The organism is Paraburkholderia sp. BL23I1N1 (genome assembly GCF_003610295.1).
Lineage (GTDB): Bacteria > Pseudomonadota > Gammaproteobacteria > Burkholderiales > Burkholderiaceae > Paraburkholderia.
The window spans coordinates 4,359,917-4,377,051 of sequence record NZ_RAPV01000001.1 but is presented as its reverse complement, the minus strand read 5'-3'; the positions used below and the strand labels follow the sequence as shown (position 1 = coordinate 4,377,051).

The window sequence follows — 17,135 nt, the reverse complement described above, 5'->3', positions numbered from 1 at the left end:
ATGCACCACCCCTTCTTCCGTCTGGCTATCGCGCTGCCGCTCGCGGCTGCTTCGCTAACCGCTTTCGCCGCTTCGTCGAGCGCCATGATGGTGTCCGACTGCTGGATCCGCTCGATGCCGGGCGACGTGCCGTCCGGCGGCTACTTCAAACTGATGAACATGGGTGACAAGCCCGTCGATCTCGAAGGTGTCAGCACGGAAGCGTTCGGCATGTCCATGCTGCATCAGACGCAGACTACCGGGAGCACGTCGAAGATGGTCATGGTCGACAAGGTGACCGTCCCGGCCAACGGGACACTCGCATTCGCGCCGGGGGGGTATCACGTGATGTTCGAGAAGGAAAAGAAGCCGCTGACGGTCGGTTCGACGGTTCCCGTCACGTTCACGTTCAGTGACGGGGAGAGTATCGTCGGGCAATGCGCGGTGAAGAGCGCAACAGGCAAGTAATGACGCTTGCAGGCCGCGCGAAATCGATCGCAAGACTTGAGAACGCGGGCTGCAACGGTTCGGGCACCCGGCGGACGTTTGTATCTGGTCAATGATGCTCGATGCGCTCGGCAATGTGAAATGATGCTGCGCCGTGGCGACGAGCGACAAATGCGTGGTTTTTACGCATCGCCACGCACGGAAATTGAACGTCGCTGTCCGAGGCGTAAGCCGACGTTCTCGCGCTCTGTGGCAAGGGCGGCTGTTGGCCGATCGCCGTCTCATGCAAACGGCATGGACCTCCCGAATTTCGGGCGGTCGCGATCGGCGGCACGCGACCCGGAGCGGTCGATCAGCGTCCGAAATCAAACGTCCGCTGTCGGTACCATTGAGGTGTACTGTCAACACAACCTCGTTCAACATTGCCCCTTGGTCGAACCTTGGCCGATGATGAACCGCATAGCGGCCTGGCACGAATAACCCGCCGCGCCTCGAAACCGTCGCACGTTGTTCCTTTTGCGCAAAGGTGATTTCGATGTCCGGCACTTCTGGCGCAAACGCCGCGCGCCTAAAGTCAGGTCAGCCTTCGGACGCGGGTCCTCATAAATGGACCCGCGCGAAGCCTCCTCAAAAGTCGAAAGGAGCAAAACCATGCTGACCAGGACATCCCCCGCGGTTCGCACTGAACCACATGTCGCCACGGAAGACGCGCAATACTTCGAATACACCTCGTCCGCCAATCCGATTGGTGCGAAGCTCATTTCGCGTGTGCCGTTCCGTAACTTTCCGCCTTCGCTTTATGCAGACGGCGTAACCCGGGTCGTGCCGCTCGACCTGTCTGCGGAGCTGGGTTGCCCCGGTCCCGCGACCAGCCCCGGTCTGAGCGCCAGCTTCCTGCGCATCAATGCGGGCGATGCGTTGACACTCGATCCGAATGCGACCTCGCAGGTCTGCTACGTCATTAGCGGATCGGGTAGCGTGAAGCAGTCGGAAACGAACTTCCCGTTTTCGATGGGCGATTTCTTCACGTTCCCGGGCGGCCATGCCACGGTGCTGTCCGCTGCTGCGACGACCACGCTGTATTACGTCAATGACGCGCCGCTGCTGACCTATCTTGGTACCACCGGAGTACATGCGCGCTTTGCGCCGACACGCTATCCGGCCGCCGAGGCGCAGGCAGCTTTGCGCGCGGTCGCGGAACAAGCGAACGCGGGTCGTCGCAACCGAATTAGCGTACTAATGGGCAACACCAACTTTCCGCAGACGCGCACGGTCACGCATGTGTTGTGGGCGATGTTCGGTATCGTGCCACCCAACTCGGTGCAGAAGCCCCACCGGCACCAGTCGGTTGCACTAGACTTCATCGCCGGCGGCAAGCCGGGTGTCTATACGCTGGTCGGAACCGAACTGGACTGCGATGGCAATATCGTGAATCCGACGCGCGTCGACTGGGAAGCGGGAATGGCATTCGTCACGCCGCCGGGACACTGGCATGCACATTTCAATGAAACGAACGAAAACGCCTATGTGATTCCGATCCAGGATGCAGGTTTGCAGACTTACCTGCGCACGCTAGACATCCGCTTCGCCCACTAAGGCTGAGGTTCCAGTGCGAGTCCGTCGTCCCAGTACGGCGGCTCGCCAAACGCCTCGGCATAGAAATCCACGAAGGCGCGCACCTTCGACGAGACGATCTTCTTCGGTGGGTAGACCGCCCAGACCGCGGGTTCGGCTCGTCCGGTGCGTGCTTCCCATTCCGGCAGCACGTGCTGCAGGCGCCCTTCGCGCAGGGCCGTAGAGGTGAGCCATGTCGGCAGCAGCGCCACGCCACAACCGGCCACGGCGAGCGCGAGCACGGCTTCGGAGTCGTCAGCGCGCAAGCGCCCCTGCAATTCCACCAACACCTGTTCCTGTTCTTGCAGCGCCCGCGCGTCCGCGGTGACCGACGTGAAATACCATTTGTCGTCCGGTACCAGGGGTACGCGAAGCGCATCGTGCGCGGCCAGATCACCAGGGACACGTGGTGTGCCGCTACGCGCGAAATACGCCGGGCTGCCACAGACGATACGACGATGCGGTGCCAGGCGCCTCGCCATCAATGACGAATCGGGCAGCACTCCGGTACGGATCGCCACATCAATGCCCGCGTCGATCATGTTGAGCGTTTCGTCCGTAGAGACGATGTCGAGGTCGATATCAGGATAGCGCGCCATGAAGGCCGGCAGATGCGGCACGATGTGCAGGCGGCCGAATGCCGGTGGCATTGTCACGCGCAGCACGCCTTGTGGCGTGCGATTTAGCGAAGACGTCACTTCGCGCGCGTCATCGAGTGCTTGCAACGCTAACAATGCATGTTCACGAAACAGCCGGCCGCCTTCTGTCAGGACCAGGCCGCGCGTCGACCGGTTGAACAGGGCGATGCCCAGATCTCTTTCGAGTTCGCTCACGTAGCGGGAGACAGTCGAGGTTTTGACGGATAGTGCATTGGCCGTCTTGCTGAAGCTCTGCAGTTCCGCTGCGCAAACGAAGGCCCGTACTGCGGCGAAGTAGTCCATGGACTGTCTGACGTGGATGGGATTAGCTGTCTTTCTAGACGGGTAGTGTACTGCCCCGGCGCAGCCAGCGTGATGAGGAGTCGATCACGTCGTCAAAGCTATCGCGTTTAGATGCAATTTCCGCTTCATGAGGACGGGCAGACGCTCGACGCCAGGGACAGTCAGGATTCTGAGCTAGCGGCGCCCTAACATGAGAAAGTTACGCTCCGGGACCCGCATATTTGGCCTTTTCCCGCTGCCCTGCCAGAATGCACCCCATGCCCACTCTCCGGAGATCGCATGGAATTGCGACAGTTACGATATTTCGTCAGCGTCGTGGAGCACGGAAGCATGGGCAAGGCGGCGCTCGAACTCGGCGTGGTCACATCCGCGCTGAGCCAGCAGATCAGCCGGCTGGAGAGTGAGCTATCGACCCGTCTGCTGCAGCGCACGTCTAGCGGCGTTGTCCCAACCGACGCTGGGCTCGCGTTCTGGCGGCAAGCGCAGCTTGCACTGCGTCATGTCGACGATGCAGCGCTCGCCGCCCGCCAGGCCCGTCTTTCGGGCCATGTGAGCGTAGGCCTCGCACCGAGCACGACAGGCGTACTGGGCCTAGCCTTCATGCAGGCGATGCGCAAGCGCTACCCCGACGTCCGGCTGCGCATGGTCGAGAGTTTGTCGGGGTATCTTGCTTCCATGCTTGGCGCGCGACAGATCGATCTCGCGATACTGTTCCACGAGGAGCCGGCCCAGCATTGGAGCGTCATACCGTTGCTTGACGAGCGGCTGTTCGTCATCGGAGCCAGCACGCTTCACGGCATGCCTGCCGGATCACAAGTCCACATCGCGAAGCTCGGCGAACTGCCGCTCATTCTGCCGAGCGGATCACACGGCCTGCGCGCGCTGCTAGCCGCCTCATTCAAGCGCGCAAGGTACGAGCCGCGTATCGTCGCCGAAGTCGATGGCCTTGCCATGCTGATGGACGCGGTACGCGCCGGGCTGGGGGCAACGATCCAACCCGGCGCGGCGCTGGCGCGCCCCGAGAACGCGGCTCTCGCGAGCGTCCAGATCGCGGATGCCGACGCGAGAAGACCGAATCTGATCGTCAGCGTGTCCGATGACGAGTTGTCTCCCGCTGGGCTCGCTGCGCGGGTCGTGCTTGCCGATGTCGCCCGGGCGGTCGTAGCCGAAGACCGCTGGCCTGGCGCGACGCTCCGCTAGACACCCTTCACGAAACCTGAAGCCCCCTTGCCGCTTTGCTGATGGCGGCGGGTGTCGTTGCCTCCTACAGTTCATCTCAAAGGAGACAACTGAGATGATCGACGTTCTCATCATAGGCGGCGGCAATGCAGCGCTATGCGCCGCCCTCATGGCACGCGAAGCCGGCGCCTCCGTGCAACTGCTCGAATCGGCACCCCGAGAATGGCGCGGCGGCAACTCCCAGCACACACGCAATCTGCGCTGCATGCACGATGCGCCCCAGGATGTGCTGGTCGACGCCTATCCCGAAGAAGAATACTGGCAGGACCTGCTCAAGGTCACTGGCGGGCTGACGAACGAGCATCTGGCGCGTCTCGTCATCCGTGCGTCGTCCAGTTGCCGGCCGTGGATGCAGAAGCACGGCGTGCGGTTCCAGCCACCCCTGTCAGGTGCGTTGCATGTGGCCCGGACCAACGCGTTTTTCATGGGCGGCGGCAAGGCGCTGGTCAATGCGTATTACCGCAGCGCTGAAGCGCGAGGCGTCCAGATTCGCTATGACACCCCGGTCGACGCGATCGAGCTCGATGGCGACCGGTTCGTCGCAGCGAGAAGCGGCAAACAACGTTTTGAAGCACGCGCGTGCGTGCTGGCAGCCGGCGGCTTCGAATCCAATCGCGAATGGTTGCGAGAGGCCTGGGGCCAGAATGAACGCGGCGAGTGGCCCGCGGACAACTTCCTGATTCGCGGCACCCGCTTCAACAAGGGCGTCTTGCTGAAATTCATGATCGATGCGGGCGCGGATGCAATCGGCGACCCCTCGCAATCGCATTGTGTGGCAATCGACGCGCGCGCGCCTTTGTATGACGGTGGAATCTGCACCCGGATCGATTGTGTATCGCTCGGCGTAGTCCTTAACCGCGACGCGAAGCGCTTCTATGACGAGGGCGAAGACTTCTGGCCAAAGCGGTACGCGATCTGGGGCCGCCTTGTGGCGCAGCAGCCCGACCAGATCGGCTACTCGATTATCGATGCCAAGGCCATCGGGCGATTCATGCCGCCGGTCTTCCCGGGTGAAAGATCCGACACGCTTCCAGAACTCGCCCGAAAACTGAAGCTGCCCGAGTCAACCTTCGTCAAGACGATCGACGCGTACAACGCCGCGTGCAGGATCGGAACGTTTGACCATACTGCGCTCGATGACTGTCACACCGAAAACCTGCAGCCACCGAAGACTCACTGGGCACGTCCGATCGATACGCCACCCTTCTATGGCTATGCATTGCGGCCCGGCATCACGTTCACGTACCTCGGGCTCAAGGTCAACGACAAAGCGCAGGTGCATTTCGGCGGCCGGCCAAGCGACAACCTTTTCGTAGCAGGCGAAATGATGGCCGGCAATGTGCTCGGCAAGGGTTATACGGCGGGCGTCGGCATGTCAATCGGCACCGCTTTTGGACGCATTGCGGGCGCTGAAGCGGCAGAGGCCGCTACCCAACACAATGGAGTTCACCGTGCACAAGCTTGAAGCACTGGCTCGCGAGGCTCAGGAACTCGCGTCGGCTCCCTCCGGTATCCATCGCTCCATGAGCGAGCTGCCGTCTCCGGTCATTCGCGTTCTTCCGTTGACCGACAACGAAGCTGAAGTCGCAAGACAGATGCAGATATGCAATGCCTGTCGCTATTGCGAAGGGTTCTGCGCCGTCTTTCCGGCCATGACACGTCGACTTGAGTTTGGAAAGGCCGACGTCAACTATCTGGCGAACCTCTGCCACAACTGCGGCGCGTGTTACCACGCATGCCAGTACGCTCCGCCGCATGAGTTCGCGGTCAATGTACCAAAGGCGATGGCTCAGGTTCGGATAGAGACCTACGCCGAATACGCATGGCCGTCCTTTATGGGCGCGCTTTACAAGCGCAACGGCCTGACCGTCTCGCTCGCGCTTGCAGCCGGTCTCGCGTTTTTCCTCATTCTCGGTGTCTGGCTGAAAGGGTCACTCACCGGCGAGCGCATGGGCGGAAACTTCTATGCTGTGTTCCCGCACAACCTGCTGGCTGCGCTTTTTGGAGCGGTATTCGGCTTTGCGATCCTTGCACTCGGAGCCGGCGTGACGCGATTCTGGCGTGATGTGTCCGCCGGGACGGCGGCCTCGGTTCCCGCCGTCGCCGAGGCGACGAAGCATGTGCTTGGACTCACTTACCTCGACGGCGGGCATGGAGATGGCTGCAATGAATCGAACGACGCGTTCACACTCGCACGTCGCCGCTTTCACCATTTCACGTTCTACGGCTTCATGCTGTGCTTCGCGGCCACCGTCGTCGCGACCTTCTATCACTACGCGCTCGGACTACACGCTCCCTACGCATTGTTCACCCTGCCTGTGCTCCTCGGCACCGCGGGCGGGATTGGCCTGCTCATTGGCCCGGCGGGGCTGCTATGGCTCAACCTGCGCCGCCACCCGAATCACGGCGATCCGAAGCAGCGACCCATGGACAGAGGCTTCATTGCGCTGCTCCTGCTCACCAGTGCAACCGGGCTGGCGCTTCTGGCCTGGCGCGACACCGCTCAAATGGCATGGTTGCTCGCGGCACACCTGGGCGTCGTCATGGCCCTCTTCGCCACGCTGCCGTACGGCAAATTTGCCCACGGAGTCTATCGATCGGCCGCACTCCTGAAGTCGTCGATAGAAAAGCGACAAGCTAATACCCTGCAAACCGGGTCCGACTGACCGCAAACCGGTCGAACGCTGTCGACCGGCCGTCATGCCATAAAAATACATCCATGGAGACAAATCATGAATCCCTCATCGTTGGCGGTGCAAGACCCGCTTGGCGCTCGCACATCAAAGTTCAGCGCAGTCCTGCGCGTCACCAGCGGCAACTTCCTGGAACAGTTCGACTTTTTTCTTTTCGGCTTTTACGCTACGCAGATCGCGAGGGTGTTCTTCCCGTCCAGCAGCGAGTTCGCATCGCTGATGTTGACGTTTTCGGCCTTTGGGGCGGGGTTCCTGATGCGCCCACTCGGCGCCATTGTGCTTGGGGCGTACATCGACGAAGTCGGCCGCCGCAAGGGCCTCATCGTGACGTTGTCGATCATGGCGAGCGGCACGATCCTCATTGCATGCGTGCCGGGGTATGCGACGATCGGGATGCTCGCGCCTGCACTGGTTCTGGCGGGACGACTTCTGCAGGGCTTTTCGGCCGGCGCCGAACTCGGCGGCGTCTCGGTGTACCTTGCTGAAATGGCGTCCCCTGGCCGCAAGGGCTTTTATACGAGCTGGCAATCGGCGAGCCAGCAGGTCGCCATCGTGGTCGCAGCAGCGCTCGGCTACTTGCTGAATAGCTGGATGACGGCACACGAGATCGGCGCGTGGGGTTGGCGTATTCCGTTCTTTATCGGCTGTGCGATCGTGCCGTTCATTTTCGTCCTGCGGCGCTCATTGCAGGAGACGGAGGAGTTCAAGAAGCAGCGCCATCATCCGCGCGTCGGCGAGGTGTTTCGAACGATGCTGGCGAACTGGCGCACCGTCTTTGCAGGCATGCTGCTCGTCGCGATGACGACCACCACGTTCTACCTGATCACCGTGTACACCCCGACTTTCGGCAAGGCGGTGTTGAAGCTCACGACGGCGGACAGCCTGCTGGTCACTATTTGTGTTGGCATATCCAACTTTATCTGGCTGCCGATCGGCGGTGCGCTGTCGGATCGCATTGGGCGCCGGCCGATCCTGATCGCGATCACACTGCTTGCCATATGCTCGTCATACCCCGCTCTTTCCTGGTTGGCGGCCGCGCCAAGCTTTGGCCGAATGCTCGCGGTGCTTCTGTGGTTGTCGTTCTTTTTCGGGATGTATAACGGCGCGATGGTCGCGGCTCTGACTGAAGTTATGCCGGTCAACGTGCGCGTCGCTGGTTTCTCGCTCGCTTTCAGCCTTGCAACCGCCGTCTTTGGCGGATTTACTCCCGCCGTGTCGACATATCTCATTCAAGTGACCGGCGACAAGGCGGCGCCCGGTTATTGGTTGAGTTTCGCAGCCGTATGTAGCCTCGTCGCGACGCTTGTGCTCTATCGACGAGGCGGTGCAGCGGAGCGATCGGCGACCGTCGCTTGACGAGTCGCGCAAGGCAACCGCGGACGAAATCGGGACGCGCGCACGCCCACGTCCCAGTGCCGCTTCGTGCCTGAGCGCGAGTATTACCGGCGCGGGCCTTGTCGATAGGGTGGCTCAGAACCGGCCACAAGACGTTGATCGCCTCGACGGCGTTTCGGAAGCGCCCAACTATACGACGGCTGAAACGCCTGCAATTCATTCAGGTCGAAGTTGACGCCCAGAGGCCGTCCTCTATGTAGTACACCGGCTATTGCGCATGGTGCTGGCCAAGGCGCCCATTGGCCGACGTTGGAGAGCGCCGACAATTGCTGCTGAACCGAACTGCGAACGTGCGTGTTGGGCGGGCCAAGCGGCCATTCATGTTCGAGATGTGGGAGTCCGTTTATGGCCGATACTGTTGAAAAAGTCGCTGACCGTCTCTCTCGCGAGGTTTTCAGGGGTCTTCTTACCCTTGGCCGGCGTGCGCGAGCGGTTTGTAGGCAGATTCTGGTTTAAACAAACCAAAGCAAAGATCTAGCCGCAGGTTACCGTTCATCTTTTCCTTTATTTTTTCCAGATTTCGCTTTATTCGACAAGGCGTGACTCAGTGAGTCAGTGACTCGCGCCCGTCACCAGTTGCAGCGGTGTTTCAATGACACGCGACAATTCACTCTGCTTTCTCTGTTCAGTGATCGCCTTCAACGCCACGTCGAGGCCGAACACCGCTTGCCGATCGGCGAACTGATTCATCGTCGCGAGCACGCGGCCGTCGGCGAGCAGTGGCTTGATTGCATCGCTGTCGTTATATCCGGTGATGTACACACCGCCGGTTCGCCCGGCATCGCGAACGGCATCCACCGCGCCCATGGCCATGTTGTCGTTACCGCACACCAACGCACGGATTTGCGGGTAGTCCCCTAACATCCTGGACGCCACGTCGCGTCCTTTCCCATAGTCCCAGTCGCCCGCCTGGATGGCGACGATCTTCATGCCGGCCGCGTTCATCGCGTCCTTGCAGCCAGCCGTGCGTTGCTGCGCATTCCGGTCGGCGGAAATGCCTTCAATGACCCCGACCTGATCGCCCGCCTTCAACCGCTCCGCAAGATAATCGCCGACCTGCTTCGCGCCGTTGCGGTTATTCGGGCCAACGAACGGCACGGAGATGTGGGCGGCGTCCTGCGAGGCGTCGTCAAGCGGGTTATCGATGGTGACCATGATGATGCCGACCTTGATCGCCCGCGCCACGACAGCGGTCAGCACCTTCGAGTCGGTCGGCGCGATGACGATCGCGTTCATCCTGGCTTTGATTAGCTCGTCCACCATTCGGATCTGCGCGGCCGTGTCGCTCTCCGTTGCCGTTCCGCGAATGACCAGGCTGAACTGCGACGCGAAATGCTTCTGATAATTCTGCGCAGCGTTCGCCATTGCTACCGTGAACGGATCGGTCATCGACTTCAATACGAGGGCGACTTTCCGATTGCCGCCCTGCATTGCATCGACATGAGCCGTACCTGTCAGGCCTGCCGCAGCAAGCGTGCCGGCAAGCAGCACGCGGCGGCGCATCCTCTGCGTCATTGATATGCTCTCCTTGGACTACACGGACGAATGGTTGCTTTGCGTTCGTACAAAAATCGGATCAAAGTGTCGCCAGCGCGGCTGCGTCCCGATCGCCGGTGCCAGCTAGCTGCTTAGCTTGTTAGCTGCCGCAAAGCGGAAGCGATTTCGTCGAACAACGGCCGGCCGTCGATATCCTCGCTCAAGCAACGCTCTTTCAACGCCATCAATTTCGCTGCGACGTCCGCTTCCGCATCCAGCCATTCGCAACGATCGATCAACTCCTCGAGCAGACAACCATACGCCCTGACTTCGAGGCGTTGCAGCGCGGCACTGAAGTCTCGATCATCAGCAACATAGAAAGACGCTGCGCCAAAATCCCCCAGCAACGCGCGCCCACATCCAGCGTGCAGAATATTGTGTGCGTACAGATCGCCATGCATCACGCCTTGCCGATGCAGATGACACGCTGCAGACGCGATGCCGTATGCAATACGTAATGCCGATGCCAACTCGAAGCGCGTGCCGGCATCATAGACGTCGCGCGTGCATGACTCGAGGCTCGGCGGCCCGGCAAGATTCCTGAATTGCGGATCGATCAGTTCCATCACGAGGCCATGGGTGTCCGCCGGATGGTCCTTCACCTTGCCCACCACGGGAATCAGATTCGGATGATCGCCGGTACGAATGCAGGCAGCCATCTCGCAGTCGGGCAATCCATCGCTCGTTACCGCGCCCTTGAACAACTTGACGGCCACAGGTCTGCTCGCATCGTCGTGGCGAGCAGCAAGCGCCCCACGATAAATGACGCCGGACGCGCCCTCGCCTAACTGCGCGTCGAGTTTCAACGCATCCCATCGAATATCCGCAATCGGCGTATCGGTCAGGGCCACCGTCTCCAGTGCTTCGCTGAACGTATTGCCGGCGTACGCCAACCAGCAAAGCCGCGGCAGGCGCAGCAACCAGGCCGGCAGTTCGCTGAGTTGATTCGCGGCGAGACGCAACAGTTCGAGGCGCGAGCAGGCGGCCAATTCCTCGGGCAGCGCCCGCAACCGGTTACCGGCAAGCATCAACTTCTGCAGTTGCGTGCAGGCACCGATTTCTGGCGGTAGTGCTTCGATCTCGTTGTCGGTGAGGGTCAGCCAGCGCAACAACGGCGGCAGCGATTTGCCCGAGACTTCGCGGATGCGGTTGGCCTTGAAGCCGATCATGCTCAGTTGCGAACACTGCCCGAGAACTTCCGGCAATTCGGTGAACGGATTGTCAGACGCAAAGATGATGCGCAGCTTGCTCAACCGCGGCAAATCATCGGGCAACGTCGAGAGTGCATTGCCCGATAGATCGAGAATTTCCAGCGTGTCGGCCAGATCGAAAATTTCGCGTGGAAATTCGCTCAGGCCGCACGAGAGTTTGAGTCGGCGAGTACCCGCCAGTTGTCCAGCCCGCAGTTGTTCGAGGGGGGTTGTCACAGTAGTAGAAAAAAATATCCGATTGCCGGTGAGCGATATGCCGAGGGTATCAATTCTACTGAATCCCAGACCGCGCGCAGAATTGGGTAGCAAGATCCGGCGTGACCTCAGTGATGACGAGGTTTAAGCTGTTACGTATTGGAGCCGTGGCACAGCGAGTTCGCAATCTCGCAGCAAGCCATCTCAGCCTCCCGCTAGCCAGGAATCCAGCAAAGTGACATACGCATACAGGTTAATGAACTCGCCCGTCGGTGAACTAAAGCTCGCTGCAAACGCCAACCGGCTTGTCGCCATTCTGTGGGAGAACGACAAGCCGAATCGGGTGCGTCTGCCGGAACTCGTCGAAGCGAATGACCGCCCGATCCTGATCGAAACCGAGCGCCAATTGAACGAATATTTCGCCGGTACGAGAGACCGGTTCGACCTCGAACTCGACTTCCAGGGAACTGAGTTCCAGAAGAAAGTTTGGGCGGCGCTTCTCACGATCCCATTCGGCGAGACGCGCAGCTACTCGGACATCGCCACGCAAATCGGAAACATTAACGCGGTGCGGGCGGTAGGCGCGGCGAATGGTAGAAATCCGATCTCGATCGTAGCGCCCTGTCATCGCGTGATCGGCGCATCCGGCGATCTGACCGGCTTTGCCGGCGGACTGGCGAACAAGATGTTTCTCCTTTCGCTCGAGGCCGGGCAGACTTCGCTGGAAGCGGCGGCGGATTCGGTGGCGGCTTCAACCACTCCTCCAGATACTGCCGACCGGAAACCGTCGGTGAAACCGGCGCGTCCGACGCCGAGTCGCGGGACGCAGGCCTCGTTGTTCGGCAACTGAGGCGGTTCGAGGCCACCGCGGTGGCCTCGGGTGGCGGGGTTGAATGCCTCCTGACAGATCATGCCAGCCCCATTATTTCAACAATACTTGAAATGTGAAAACGATCGGCGTATCGTTCGGGCATGGACTCGAACCTCGTTGTACGCGCCCTTGGCGCGCTCGCTCATGAATCGCGGCTGGCAGTCTTCCGTTTGCTGGTCGTCGCCGGGCCGGACGGCATGGCCGCCGGTGAAATCGCCCAGCAGCTCGGGCTTTCGCCATCAAGCCTCTCGTTCCACCTCAAGGACCTGTCGCATGCCGAACTGGTGAAGCCGCGGCAAGACGGGCGCTTCATCATCTATTCGGCGAATTTCGAAGCGATGACGGGCCTGATCGCTTTCCTGACCGAAAACTGCTGCGCTGGCGAAACATGCGCCGCGAGCGACCTCTCTGGCTGCTGCGACAAATGAGTACCGCCAACACCACGGCGCGTGGCGCACGGCCGGCGATTGGATTCTTCGAGCGGTATCTGACTGTCTGGGTGGCGCTGTGCATCGTATGCGGCATCCTGCTCGGGCAACTGCTGCCGCCACTCTTTCAGGCGATTGGCCGCATGGAAGTGGCGCAGGTCAATCTTCCGGTTGGCGTATTGATCTGGGTGATGATCATTCCAATGCTGGTCAAGATCGATTTTGCCGCGATGACGCAGGTGAAAAACCAGTGGCGCGGTATCGGCGTGACCTTGTTTGTGAACTGGTTCGTCAAACCGTTTTCGATGGCGCTGCTCGGCTGGATTTTCATTCGGCATGTGTTCACGCCATGGCTTCCGGCTAGCCAGCTCGACAGCTATATTGCGGGCCTCATTCTGCTTGCCGCCGCGCCGTGCACGGCGATGGTATTCGTCTGGTCGCAACTCTGCAAAGGCGATCCGTATTTCACGCTATCGCAAGTGGCGCTCAACGACGCCATCATGATCGTGGCGTTCGCGCCGCTCGTCGCCCTCCTGTTGGGTTTGTCGGCAATTTCGGTGCCGTGGGACACGCTGATCATCTCAGTCGGGTTGTACATCGTCGTCCCCGTCATCCTCGCGCAGGTGTTACGCCGCCGTTTGCTCGCCAGGGGTGACGCGCATTTTCAACAGGCAGTCGCCCATCTCGCGCCTTATTCGATCAGCGCGTTGCTGGCGACCCTAGTACTGCTGTTCGCCTTCCAGGGGCAGGCCATCGTCAAGGAACCGCTGGTCATCGCGATACTTGCGGTGCCGATTCTGATTCAGGTGTTCTTCAATTCCGGCCTCGCCTATCTGCTCAATCGCCGGCTTGGTGTCGCGCATTGCGTCGCGGGTCCGTCGAGTCTGATCGGCGCAAGTAATTTCTTCGAGCTTGCGGTGGCCACGGCGATCAGCCTGTTTGGATTTCATTCGGGCGCGGCGCTTGCCACCGTGGTCGGCGTGCTGATCGAAGTCCCCGTGATGCTGCTGGTGGTCGGCGTCGTCAATCGATCGCAGCACTGGTACGAGGCAACTCACAGCATTAAAGGAGAGCGGGTATGAGCGTCACGATCTATCACAACCCGGCGTGCGGCACCTCGCGCAATACGCTGGCCATGATCCGCAATGCCGGCATCGAGCCGGAAGTCATCGAGTATCTGAAGAACCCGCCCGATCGAGCCACGCTGAAGGACCTGATCGCACGCGCGGGTCTCACCGCGCGCGCCACGCTGCGTGAGAAGGGCACACCGTATGCCGAACTCGGCCTCGCGGACGCGTCCTTGAGCGATGAGCAATTGCTCGATGCGATGCTGGCGCATCCGGTCCTTATCAATCGGCCGATTGTGGTCACCCCGCTCGGTGTGCGTCTATGCAGACCCTCCGAGGTCGTGCTCGATATCCTGCCCGCCGCTCAGCAAGGAGCATTTACAAAAGAAGACGGCGAGCAAGTGATCGACAGCGCGGGTCGGAGGGTTCGGTAATGACCGGGAATCTGCCCAACGTTAGCGGTCCACATTTCCACACGCCGGATCTGCAAAAACTCGAACCGCACGCGGTCTCGCAACACGCCCCGCGAATTCTGCTGTTATACGGATCGTTGCGTCCCACTTCGTTCAGCAAACTGCTCGCCCTCGAAGCCGAACGCATCCTGCGCCAGTTCGGCGCTGAAACACGGGTCTTCGATCCGCACGGCCTGCCGATTACGGACAGCGTCGCGGCGGATCATCCGAAGGTCGTCGAACTGCGCACATTGTCGGAATGGTCGGAGGGGCAGGTATGGTGCAGCCCGGAGCGTCACGGCACGCTCACGGCCGTGTTCAAGAATCAGATCGACTGGCTGCCGCTCGAAAGCGGCGGCGTGCGCCCCACGCAAGGACGCACGCTCGCGGTGATGCAGGTATGCGGCGGCTCGCAATCGTTTAATGCCGTCAACGCGTTACGCGTGCTGGGCCGCTGGATGCGGATGGTGACGATCCCCAATCAGTCGTCGGTGCCGAAGGCATACCAGGAATTCGACGCCGGCGGCCGGATGAAACCCTCCGCCTATTACGATCGCCTCGTGGACGTGATGGAGGAACTGTACAAGTTCACGTTGCTGGTGCGCGACCGTTCGGACTACCTGACCGATCGCTACAGCGAACGCAAGGAAGCGCATCCGGAACTGGCCAGCGCGCTGGCGGCCGCCGCGATGGATCAGGAGACGAGCAACACAAACTCCAACACCACCGCATAAAACTCCTATCCTTAAGATGCCCTTTTGGGCATCAACCAGGGAGGATGACATGCGCATGCTACTCAACATACGAATTCCGCACGAACCGTTCAACACGCTGGTGCGCGATGGCACTGCCGGCGAAGTGATAGGGAAAATACTTGAAGAAATAAAACCGGAAGCCGCCTACTTCACCGAGCAGAACGGAACACGCGGCGCAGTGCTCATCGTGAACCTCGACGATCCATCGGGAATTCCCGCACTCGCAGAACCATTTTTTCTGAAGTTCAACGCCGACTGCGAATTTCGCGTCGTCATGTTGCCGCAAGACCTCATGAAAGCCGGGCTGGCGAATCTCGGCTCAAAATGGAAATAGCGCATACGTGTGTATCAAACGATGTGTTTGCCGCCTGCGGTTCATGAGATGCACCGCCGACGGCAATACACGCAAAAGTCGCAAAAGGCGCAAACCTGCGCTTCAATCATCCGAGCTCGAATGACGTCACGCCAAACACACGTTCAATGTGCATAGCGGGCGTTTCCAGCGTATACATCCGCGCCGTTTCAAACACGCTCGTCATGCCATGCCGCTCGGCCAGCGCGACAGCTGCGGGGTTGGTCTCCGGCACATCGAGGACAATGCTCTCGCCCGGCATGCGCGCCACCAACGCATCGAACAGATCGCTAGCGATCCCGTTACTATCGGCGAAGAGTGGGCCGATCTTGCATCCCGTTCTGCAACGACGCAATACGCCATAGCCTGCAACCTGGCCGTCACGAACTGCGACCTGCGCAATGGCGCCAGGTTGGCCGAGCCACGTGGCAAGAAAGCGTTCACGCGCGGCGGGAAAGCACTGGCGATCGTATTCAAACAGCGGCTCGAACGGCAGTGCCGGCGTATTCAAAATAGTCGAAGACGTCGCGCCCTGGGGGCGGGCTTGAACGACACCCTGAAAGCGAATGTTGCGATACGCAAGCTGAAAGCCGGATTTTCTGTAATTCGCCTGTTGAGCGACGACACCGTCCAATCCGACATTGCGGTTGCGCAAATAGTCCATGCCGTGCTGCCAGATGCGCATGCCCAAACCTCTGCCGCGAAACGCCGGCTTCACGATATACAGACCGATAAAACCGAAGTGCTCGCTGTACGCGACCGCGGATAGGCAGGCAGCCGGTTCGCCGCGCCACTCCCCGATAAAAAACCCGTTAGGGTCCGCGGCACGAAAGCACCCGGCATCGTGCAGACCGGGGTTCCATCCTTCTACCGCAGCCCATTCGACCGACAACGCTACGTCGTCGGCCGACATGTTGCGCACGATAAAATCAGCACGTTTTTCCGGGTTCATCGCAATCGCCTCGCCCACTGCTCCTGAAGAATAACGACCATCACCCGGCAGCCAAGGACGCTATGCCCCTCGGTAACCGGTCCGGATCGATCTCCACGACGTTCCGGTCTCCGTTGATGTTTGCCTATGTCACCACCACGTTGGCCACCATATTTGCCGCCATGTTGGCCGACATGCATAGACAGATTACACCGCCCGCGCCGGACGATCCCGTCAATCGTTTCGGACTGGGCCTAAGCTTCACCTAAGCTGGTCCTGCTAAGATCGAGGACGCAATTCATCACACGTCCCTCAAAAAATCCCACTGCATGAATACACTTGAAGCGTTCAATCAGGCGCTCTTTCTGATGATCAACGCAACGCCGTCGACGCCGGCCTGGCAAATCGACATGGCGCGAATGATTGCCGATTACGTCATTTATCTCGTACCGCTTTCGCTGATCGCGATATGGCTCTTCGGCAACGAGCATCAACGTGAAGTCGCAGTGCGCGCGTTTTGCGTGACCCTGCTCGCCCTCGGTCTCAATCAGATTCTCGGTATGATCTGGCCACATCCCCGGCCGTTCGTGATGGGAATCGGCCATACATTTCTGGAGCACGCGCCCGACTCGTCGTTCCCAAGCGACCATGGGACGATATTCGCCTGCATCGCACTGAGCTTGTTGCTGGGGGGCGTGAGACGGTACGGCATGCCGATCCTGCTGTCCGGTCTCGCGGTGGCATGGGCACGCGTGTTTGTCGGCGTCCATTTTCCGCTCGACATGGTGGGCGCCCTCGGCATGGCATGTGTCGCATACCTACTGATCACACCGTTGTGGCAGTTAGGCGGCAGCGTGGTAACGCGCGGCCTGGTCACGGTGTACCGCAAGCTGCTGGCGTGGCCGATCGGGCGTGGCTGGTTGTCCTCATAGGCCGCTGTGAACGCGCGGTTGAAATCCGACGCGATATTAAAGCCCACGCCCTAAGCGATTCGCACGGGCGTCCGCGAGCATCGCCAAGCGCTGCAGC

17 protein-coding genes are annotated in these 17,135 nt (G+C 60.4%); 13 read left to right on the top strand and 4 right to left on the bottom strand.

Annotation, left to right across the window (positions count from 1 at the left end; genetic code table 11):
* The gene (locus B0G76_RS20415) at positions 1-447 is read left to right on the top strand and encodes a copper chaperone PCu(A)C (protein WP_259460655.1); all 447 of its coding nucleotides are present in this window, start codon (positions 1-3) and stop codon (positions 445-447) included.
* A gap of 630 nt (positions 448-1,077) precedes the next feature.
* Positions 1,078-2,022 carry a cupin domain-containing protein gene (locus B0G76_RS20410; protein ID WP_120296596.1) on the top strand — a complete coding sequence of 315 codons (945 nt, stop codon included), beginning with the start codon at positions 1,078-1,080 and terminating at the stop codon, positions 2,020-2,022.
* Here B0G76_RS20410 and B0G76_RS20405 read toward each other — a convergent pair.
* Complete coding sequence (locus tag B0G76_RS20405) at positions 2,019-2,981, bottom strand: LysR family transcriptional regulator (protein WP_120294172.1); 963 nt, start codon at positions 2,979-2,981, stop codon at positions 2,019-2,021. The genes B0G76_RS20410 and B0G76_RS20405 overlap by 4 nt on opposite strands.
* Before the next feature lie 279 nt (positions 2,982-3,260).
* Here B0G76_RS20405 and B0G76_RS20400 point away from each other — a divergent pair, with 279 nt between their 5' ends.
* The 4 genes from B0G76_RS20400 (at position 3,261) to B0G76_RS20385 (ending at position 8,269) form a co-directional block, all read left to right on the top strand.
* Positions 3,261-4,181 (top strand): LysR family transcriptional regulator, encoded by a 921-nt coding sequence (locus B0G76_RS20400; RefSeq protein WP_120294171.1) that lies wholly within the window; start codon positions 3,261-3,263, stop codon positions 4,179-4,181.
* Between the two features lie 94 nt (positions 4,182-4,275).
* The gene (gene tcuA / locus B0G76_RS20395) at positions 4,276-5,685 is read left to right on the top strand and encodes an FAD-dependent tricarballylate dehydrogenase TcuA (RefSeq protein ID WP_120294170.1); all 1,410 of its coding nucleotides are present in this window, start codon (positions 4,276-4,278) and stop codon (positions 5,683-5,685) included.
* Positions 5,672-6,886 carry a tricarballylate utilization 4Fe-4S protein TcuB gene (gene tcuB / locus B0G76_RS20390; RefSeq protein ID WP_259460850.1) on the top strand — a complete coding sequence of 405 codons (1,215 nt, stop codon included), beginning with the start codon at positions 5,672-5,674 and terminating at the stop codon, positions 6,884-6,886. Before tcuA ends, tcuB begins: the two co-directional genes overlap by 14 nt.
* Before the next feature lie 66 nt (positions 6,887-6,952).
* The gene (locus B0G76_RS20385) at positions 6,953-8,269 is read left to right on the top strand and encodes an MFS transporter (protein ID WP_120294168.1); all 1,317 of its coding nucleotides are present in this window, start codon (positions 6,953-6,955) and stop codon (positions 8,267-8,269) included.
* A gap of 591 nt (positions 8,270-8,860) precedes the next feature.
* On the opposite strand, the gene B0G76_RS20380 is transcribed toward B0G76_RS20385, so the two are convergent.
* Both B0G76_RS20380 and B0G76_RS20375 read right to left on the bottom strand, forming a co-directional pair.
* Complete coding sequence (locus B0G76_RS20380; RefSeq protein WP_120294167.1) at positions 8,861-9,823, bottom strand: substrate-binding domain-containing protein; 963 nt, start codon at positions 9,821-9,823, stop codon at positions 8,861-8,863.
* A gap of 113 nt (positions 9,824-9,936) precedes the next feature.
* On the bottom strand, positions 9,937-11,271 hold the full coding sequence (locus B0G76_RS20375) for a leucine-rich repeat-containing protein kinase family protein (protein WP_120294166.1): 1,335 nt from the start codon (positions 11,269-11,271) through the stop codon (positions 9,937-9,939).
* Between the two features lie 214 nt (positions 11,272-11,485).
* On the opposite strand from B0G76_RS20375, the gene B0G76_RS20370 reads away from it, so the two are divergent.
* The 6 genes from B0G76_RS20370 to B0G76_RS20345 all read left to right on the top strand — a co-directional run bounded on the left by B0G76_RS20370 (position 11,486) and on the right by B0G76_RS20345 (position 15,157).
* Positions 11,486-12,100, top strand: coding sequence for a methylated-DNA--[protein]-cysteine S-methyltransferase (locus B0G76_RS20370; RefSeq protein WP_120294165.1), 615 nt, complete (start codon positions 11,486-11,488; stop codon positions 12,098-12,100).
* Positions 12,101-12,222: 122 nt separating this feature from the next.
* On the top strand, positions 12,223-12,549 hold the full coding sequence (locus B0G76_RS20365) for a helix-turn-helix transcriptional regulator (protein WP_120294164.1): 327 nt from the start codon (positions 12,223-12,225) through the stop codon (positions 12,547-12,549).
* Positions 12,546-13,631, top strand: a complete 1,086-nt coding sequence (arsB, locus tag B0G76_RS20360) for an ACR3 family arsenite efflux transporter (RefSeq protein ID WP_120296594.1) — start codon at positions 12,546-12,548, stop codon at positions 13,629-13,631. The genes B0G76_RS20365 and arsB overlap by 4 nt, the downstream gene beginning before the upstream one ends.
* Positions 13,628-14,050 carry an arsenate reductase (glutaredoxin) gene (arsC, locus tag B0G76_RS20355; protein WP_120294163.1) on the top strand — a complete coding sequence of 141 codons (423 nt, stop codon included), beginning with the start codon at positions 13,628-13,630 and terminating at the stop codon, positions 14,048-14,050. The genes arsB and arsC overlap by 4 nt, the downstream gene beginning before the upstream one ends.
* Positions 14,050-14,802: an arsenical resistance protein ArsH gene (gene arsH / locus B0G76_RS20350; RefSeq protein WP_120294162.1), complete on the top strand. Its 753-nt coding sequence runs from the start codon at positions 14,050-14,052 to the stop codon at positions 14,800-14,802. The genes arsC and arsH overlap by 1 nt, the downstream gene beginning before the upstream one ends.
* Before the next feature lie 49 nt (positions 14,803-14,851).
* A complete protein-coding gene (locus B0G76_RS20345; protein ID WP_120294161.1) occupies positions 14,852-15,157 on the top strand; it encodes a panthothenate synthetase in 306 nt (101 codons plus the stop codon).
* A gap of 106 nt (positions 15,158-15,263) precedes the next feature.
* Here the strand turns inward: B0G76_RS20345 and B0G76_RS20340 are convergent, their stop codons facing one another.
* Positions 15,264-16,127: a GNAT family N-acetyltransferase gene (locus B0G76_RS20340; protein WP_259460654.1), complete on the bottom strand. Its 864-nt coding sequence runs from the start codon at positions 16,125-16,127 to the stop codon at positions 15,264-15,266.
* 308 nt (positions 16,128-16,435) lie between these two features.
* Between B0G76_RS20340 and B0G76_RS20335 the strand changes: the two genes are divergently transcribed.
* Positions 16,436-17,038, top strand: a complete 603-nt coding sequence (locus B0G76_RS20335) for a phosphatase PAP2 family protein (protein WP_120294160.1) — start codon at positions 16,436-16,438, stop codon at positions 17,036-17,038.
* The last annotated feature ends 97 nt before the right edge of the window (positions 17,039-17,135 follow it).

Bases quoted from the DNA above. Each gene is read 5' to 3' on its own strand.
- B0G76_RS20415 (WP_259460655.1), top strand. From the start codon at position 1: ATGCACCACCCCTTCTTCCGTCTGGCTATCGCGCTGCCGCTCGCGGCT.
- B0G76_RS20410 (WP_120296596.1), top strand. From the start codon at position 1,078: ATGCTGACCAGGACATCCCCCGCGGTTCGCACTGAACCACATGTCGCC.
- B0G76_RS20405 (WP_120294172.1), bottom strand. From the start codon at position 2,981: ATGGACTACTTCGCCGCAGTACGGGCCTTCGTTTGCGCAGCGGAACTG.
- B0G76_RS20400 (WP_120294171.1), top strand. From the start codon at position 3,261: ATGGAATTGCGACAGTTACGATATTTCGTCAGCGTCGTGGAGCACGGA.
- tcuA (WP_120294170.1), top strand. From the start codon at position 4,276: ATGATCGACGTTCTCATCATAGGCGGCGGCAATGCAGCGCTATGCGCC.
- B0G76_RS20385 (WP_120294168.1), top strand. From the start codon at position 6,953: ATGAATCCCTCATCGTTGGCGGTGCAAGACCCGCTTGGCGCTCGCACA.
- B0G76_RS20380 (WP_120294167.1), bottom strand. From the start codon at position 9,823: ATGACGCAGAGGATGCGCCGCCGCGTGCTGCTTGCCGGCACGCTTGCT.
- B0G76_RS20365 (WP_120294164.1), top strand. From the start codon at position 12,223: ATGGACTCGAACCTCGTTGTACGCGCCCTTGGCGCGCTCGCTCATGAA.
- arsB (WP_120296594.1), top strand. From the start codon at position 12,546: ATGAGTACCGCCAACACCACGGCGCGTGGCGCACGGCCGGCGATTGGA.
- arsC (WP_120294163.1), top strand. From the start codon at position 13,628: ATGAGCGTCACGATCTATCACAACCCGGCGTGCGGCACCTCGCGCAAT.
- arsH (WP_120294162.1), top strand. From the start codon at position 14,050: ATGACCGGGAATCTGCCCAACGTTAGCGGTCCACATTTCCACACGCCG.
- B0G76_RS20345 (WP_120294161.1), top strand. From the start codon at position 14,852: ATGCGCATGCTACTCAACATACGAATTCCGCACGAACCGTTCAACACG.
- B0G76_RS20340 (WP_259460654.1), bottom strand. From the start codon at position 16,127: ATGAACCCGGAAAAACGTGCTGATTTTATCGTGCGCAACATGTCGGCC.
- B0G76_RS20335 (WP_120294160.1), top strand. From the start codon at position 16,436: ATGAATACACTTGAAGCGTTCAATCAGGCGCTCTTTCTGATGATCAAC.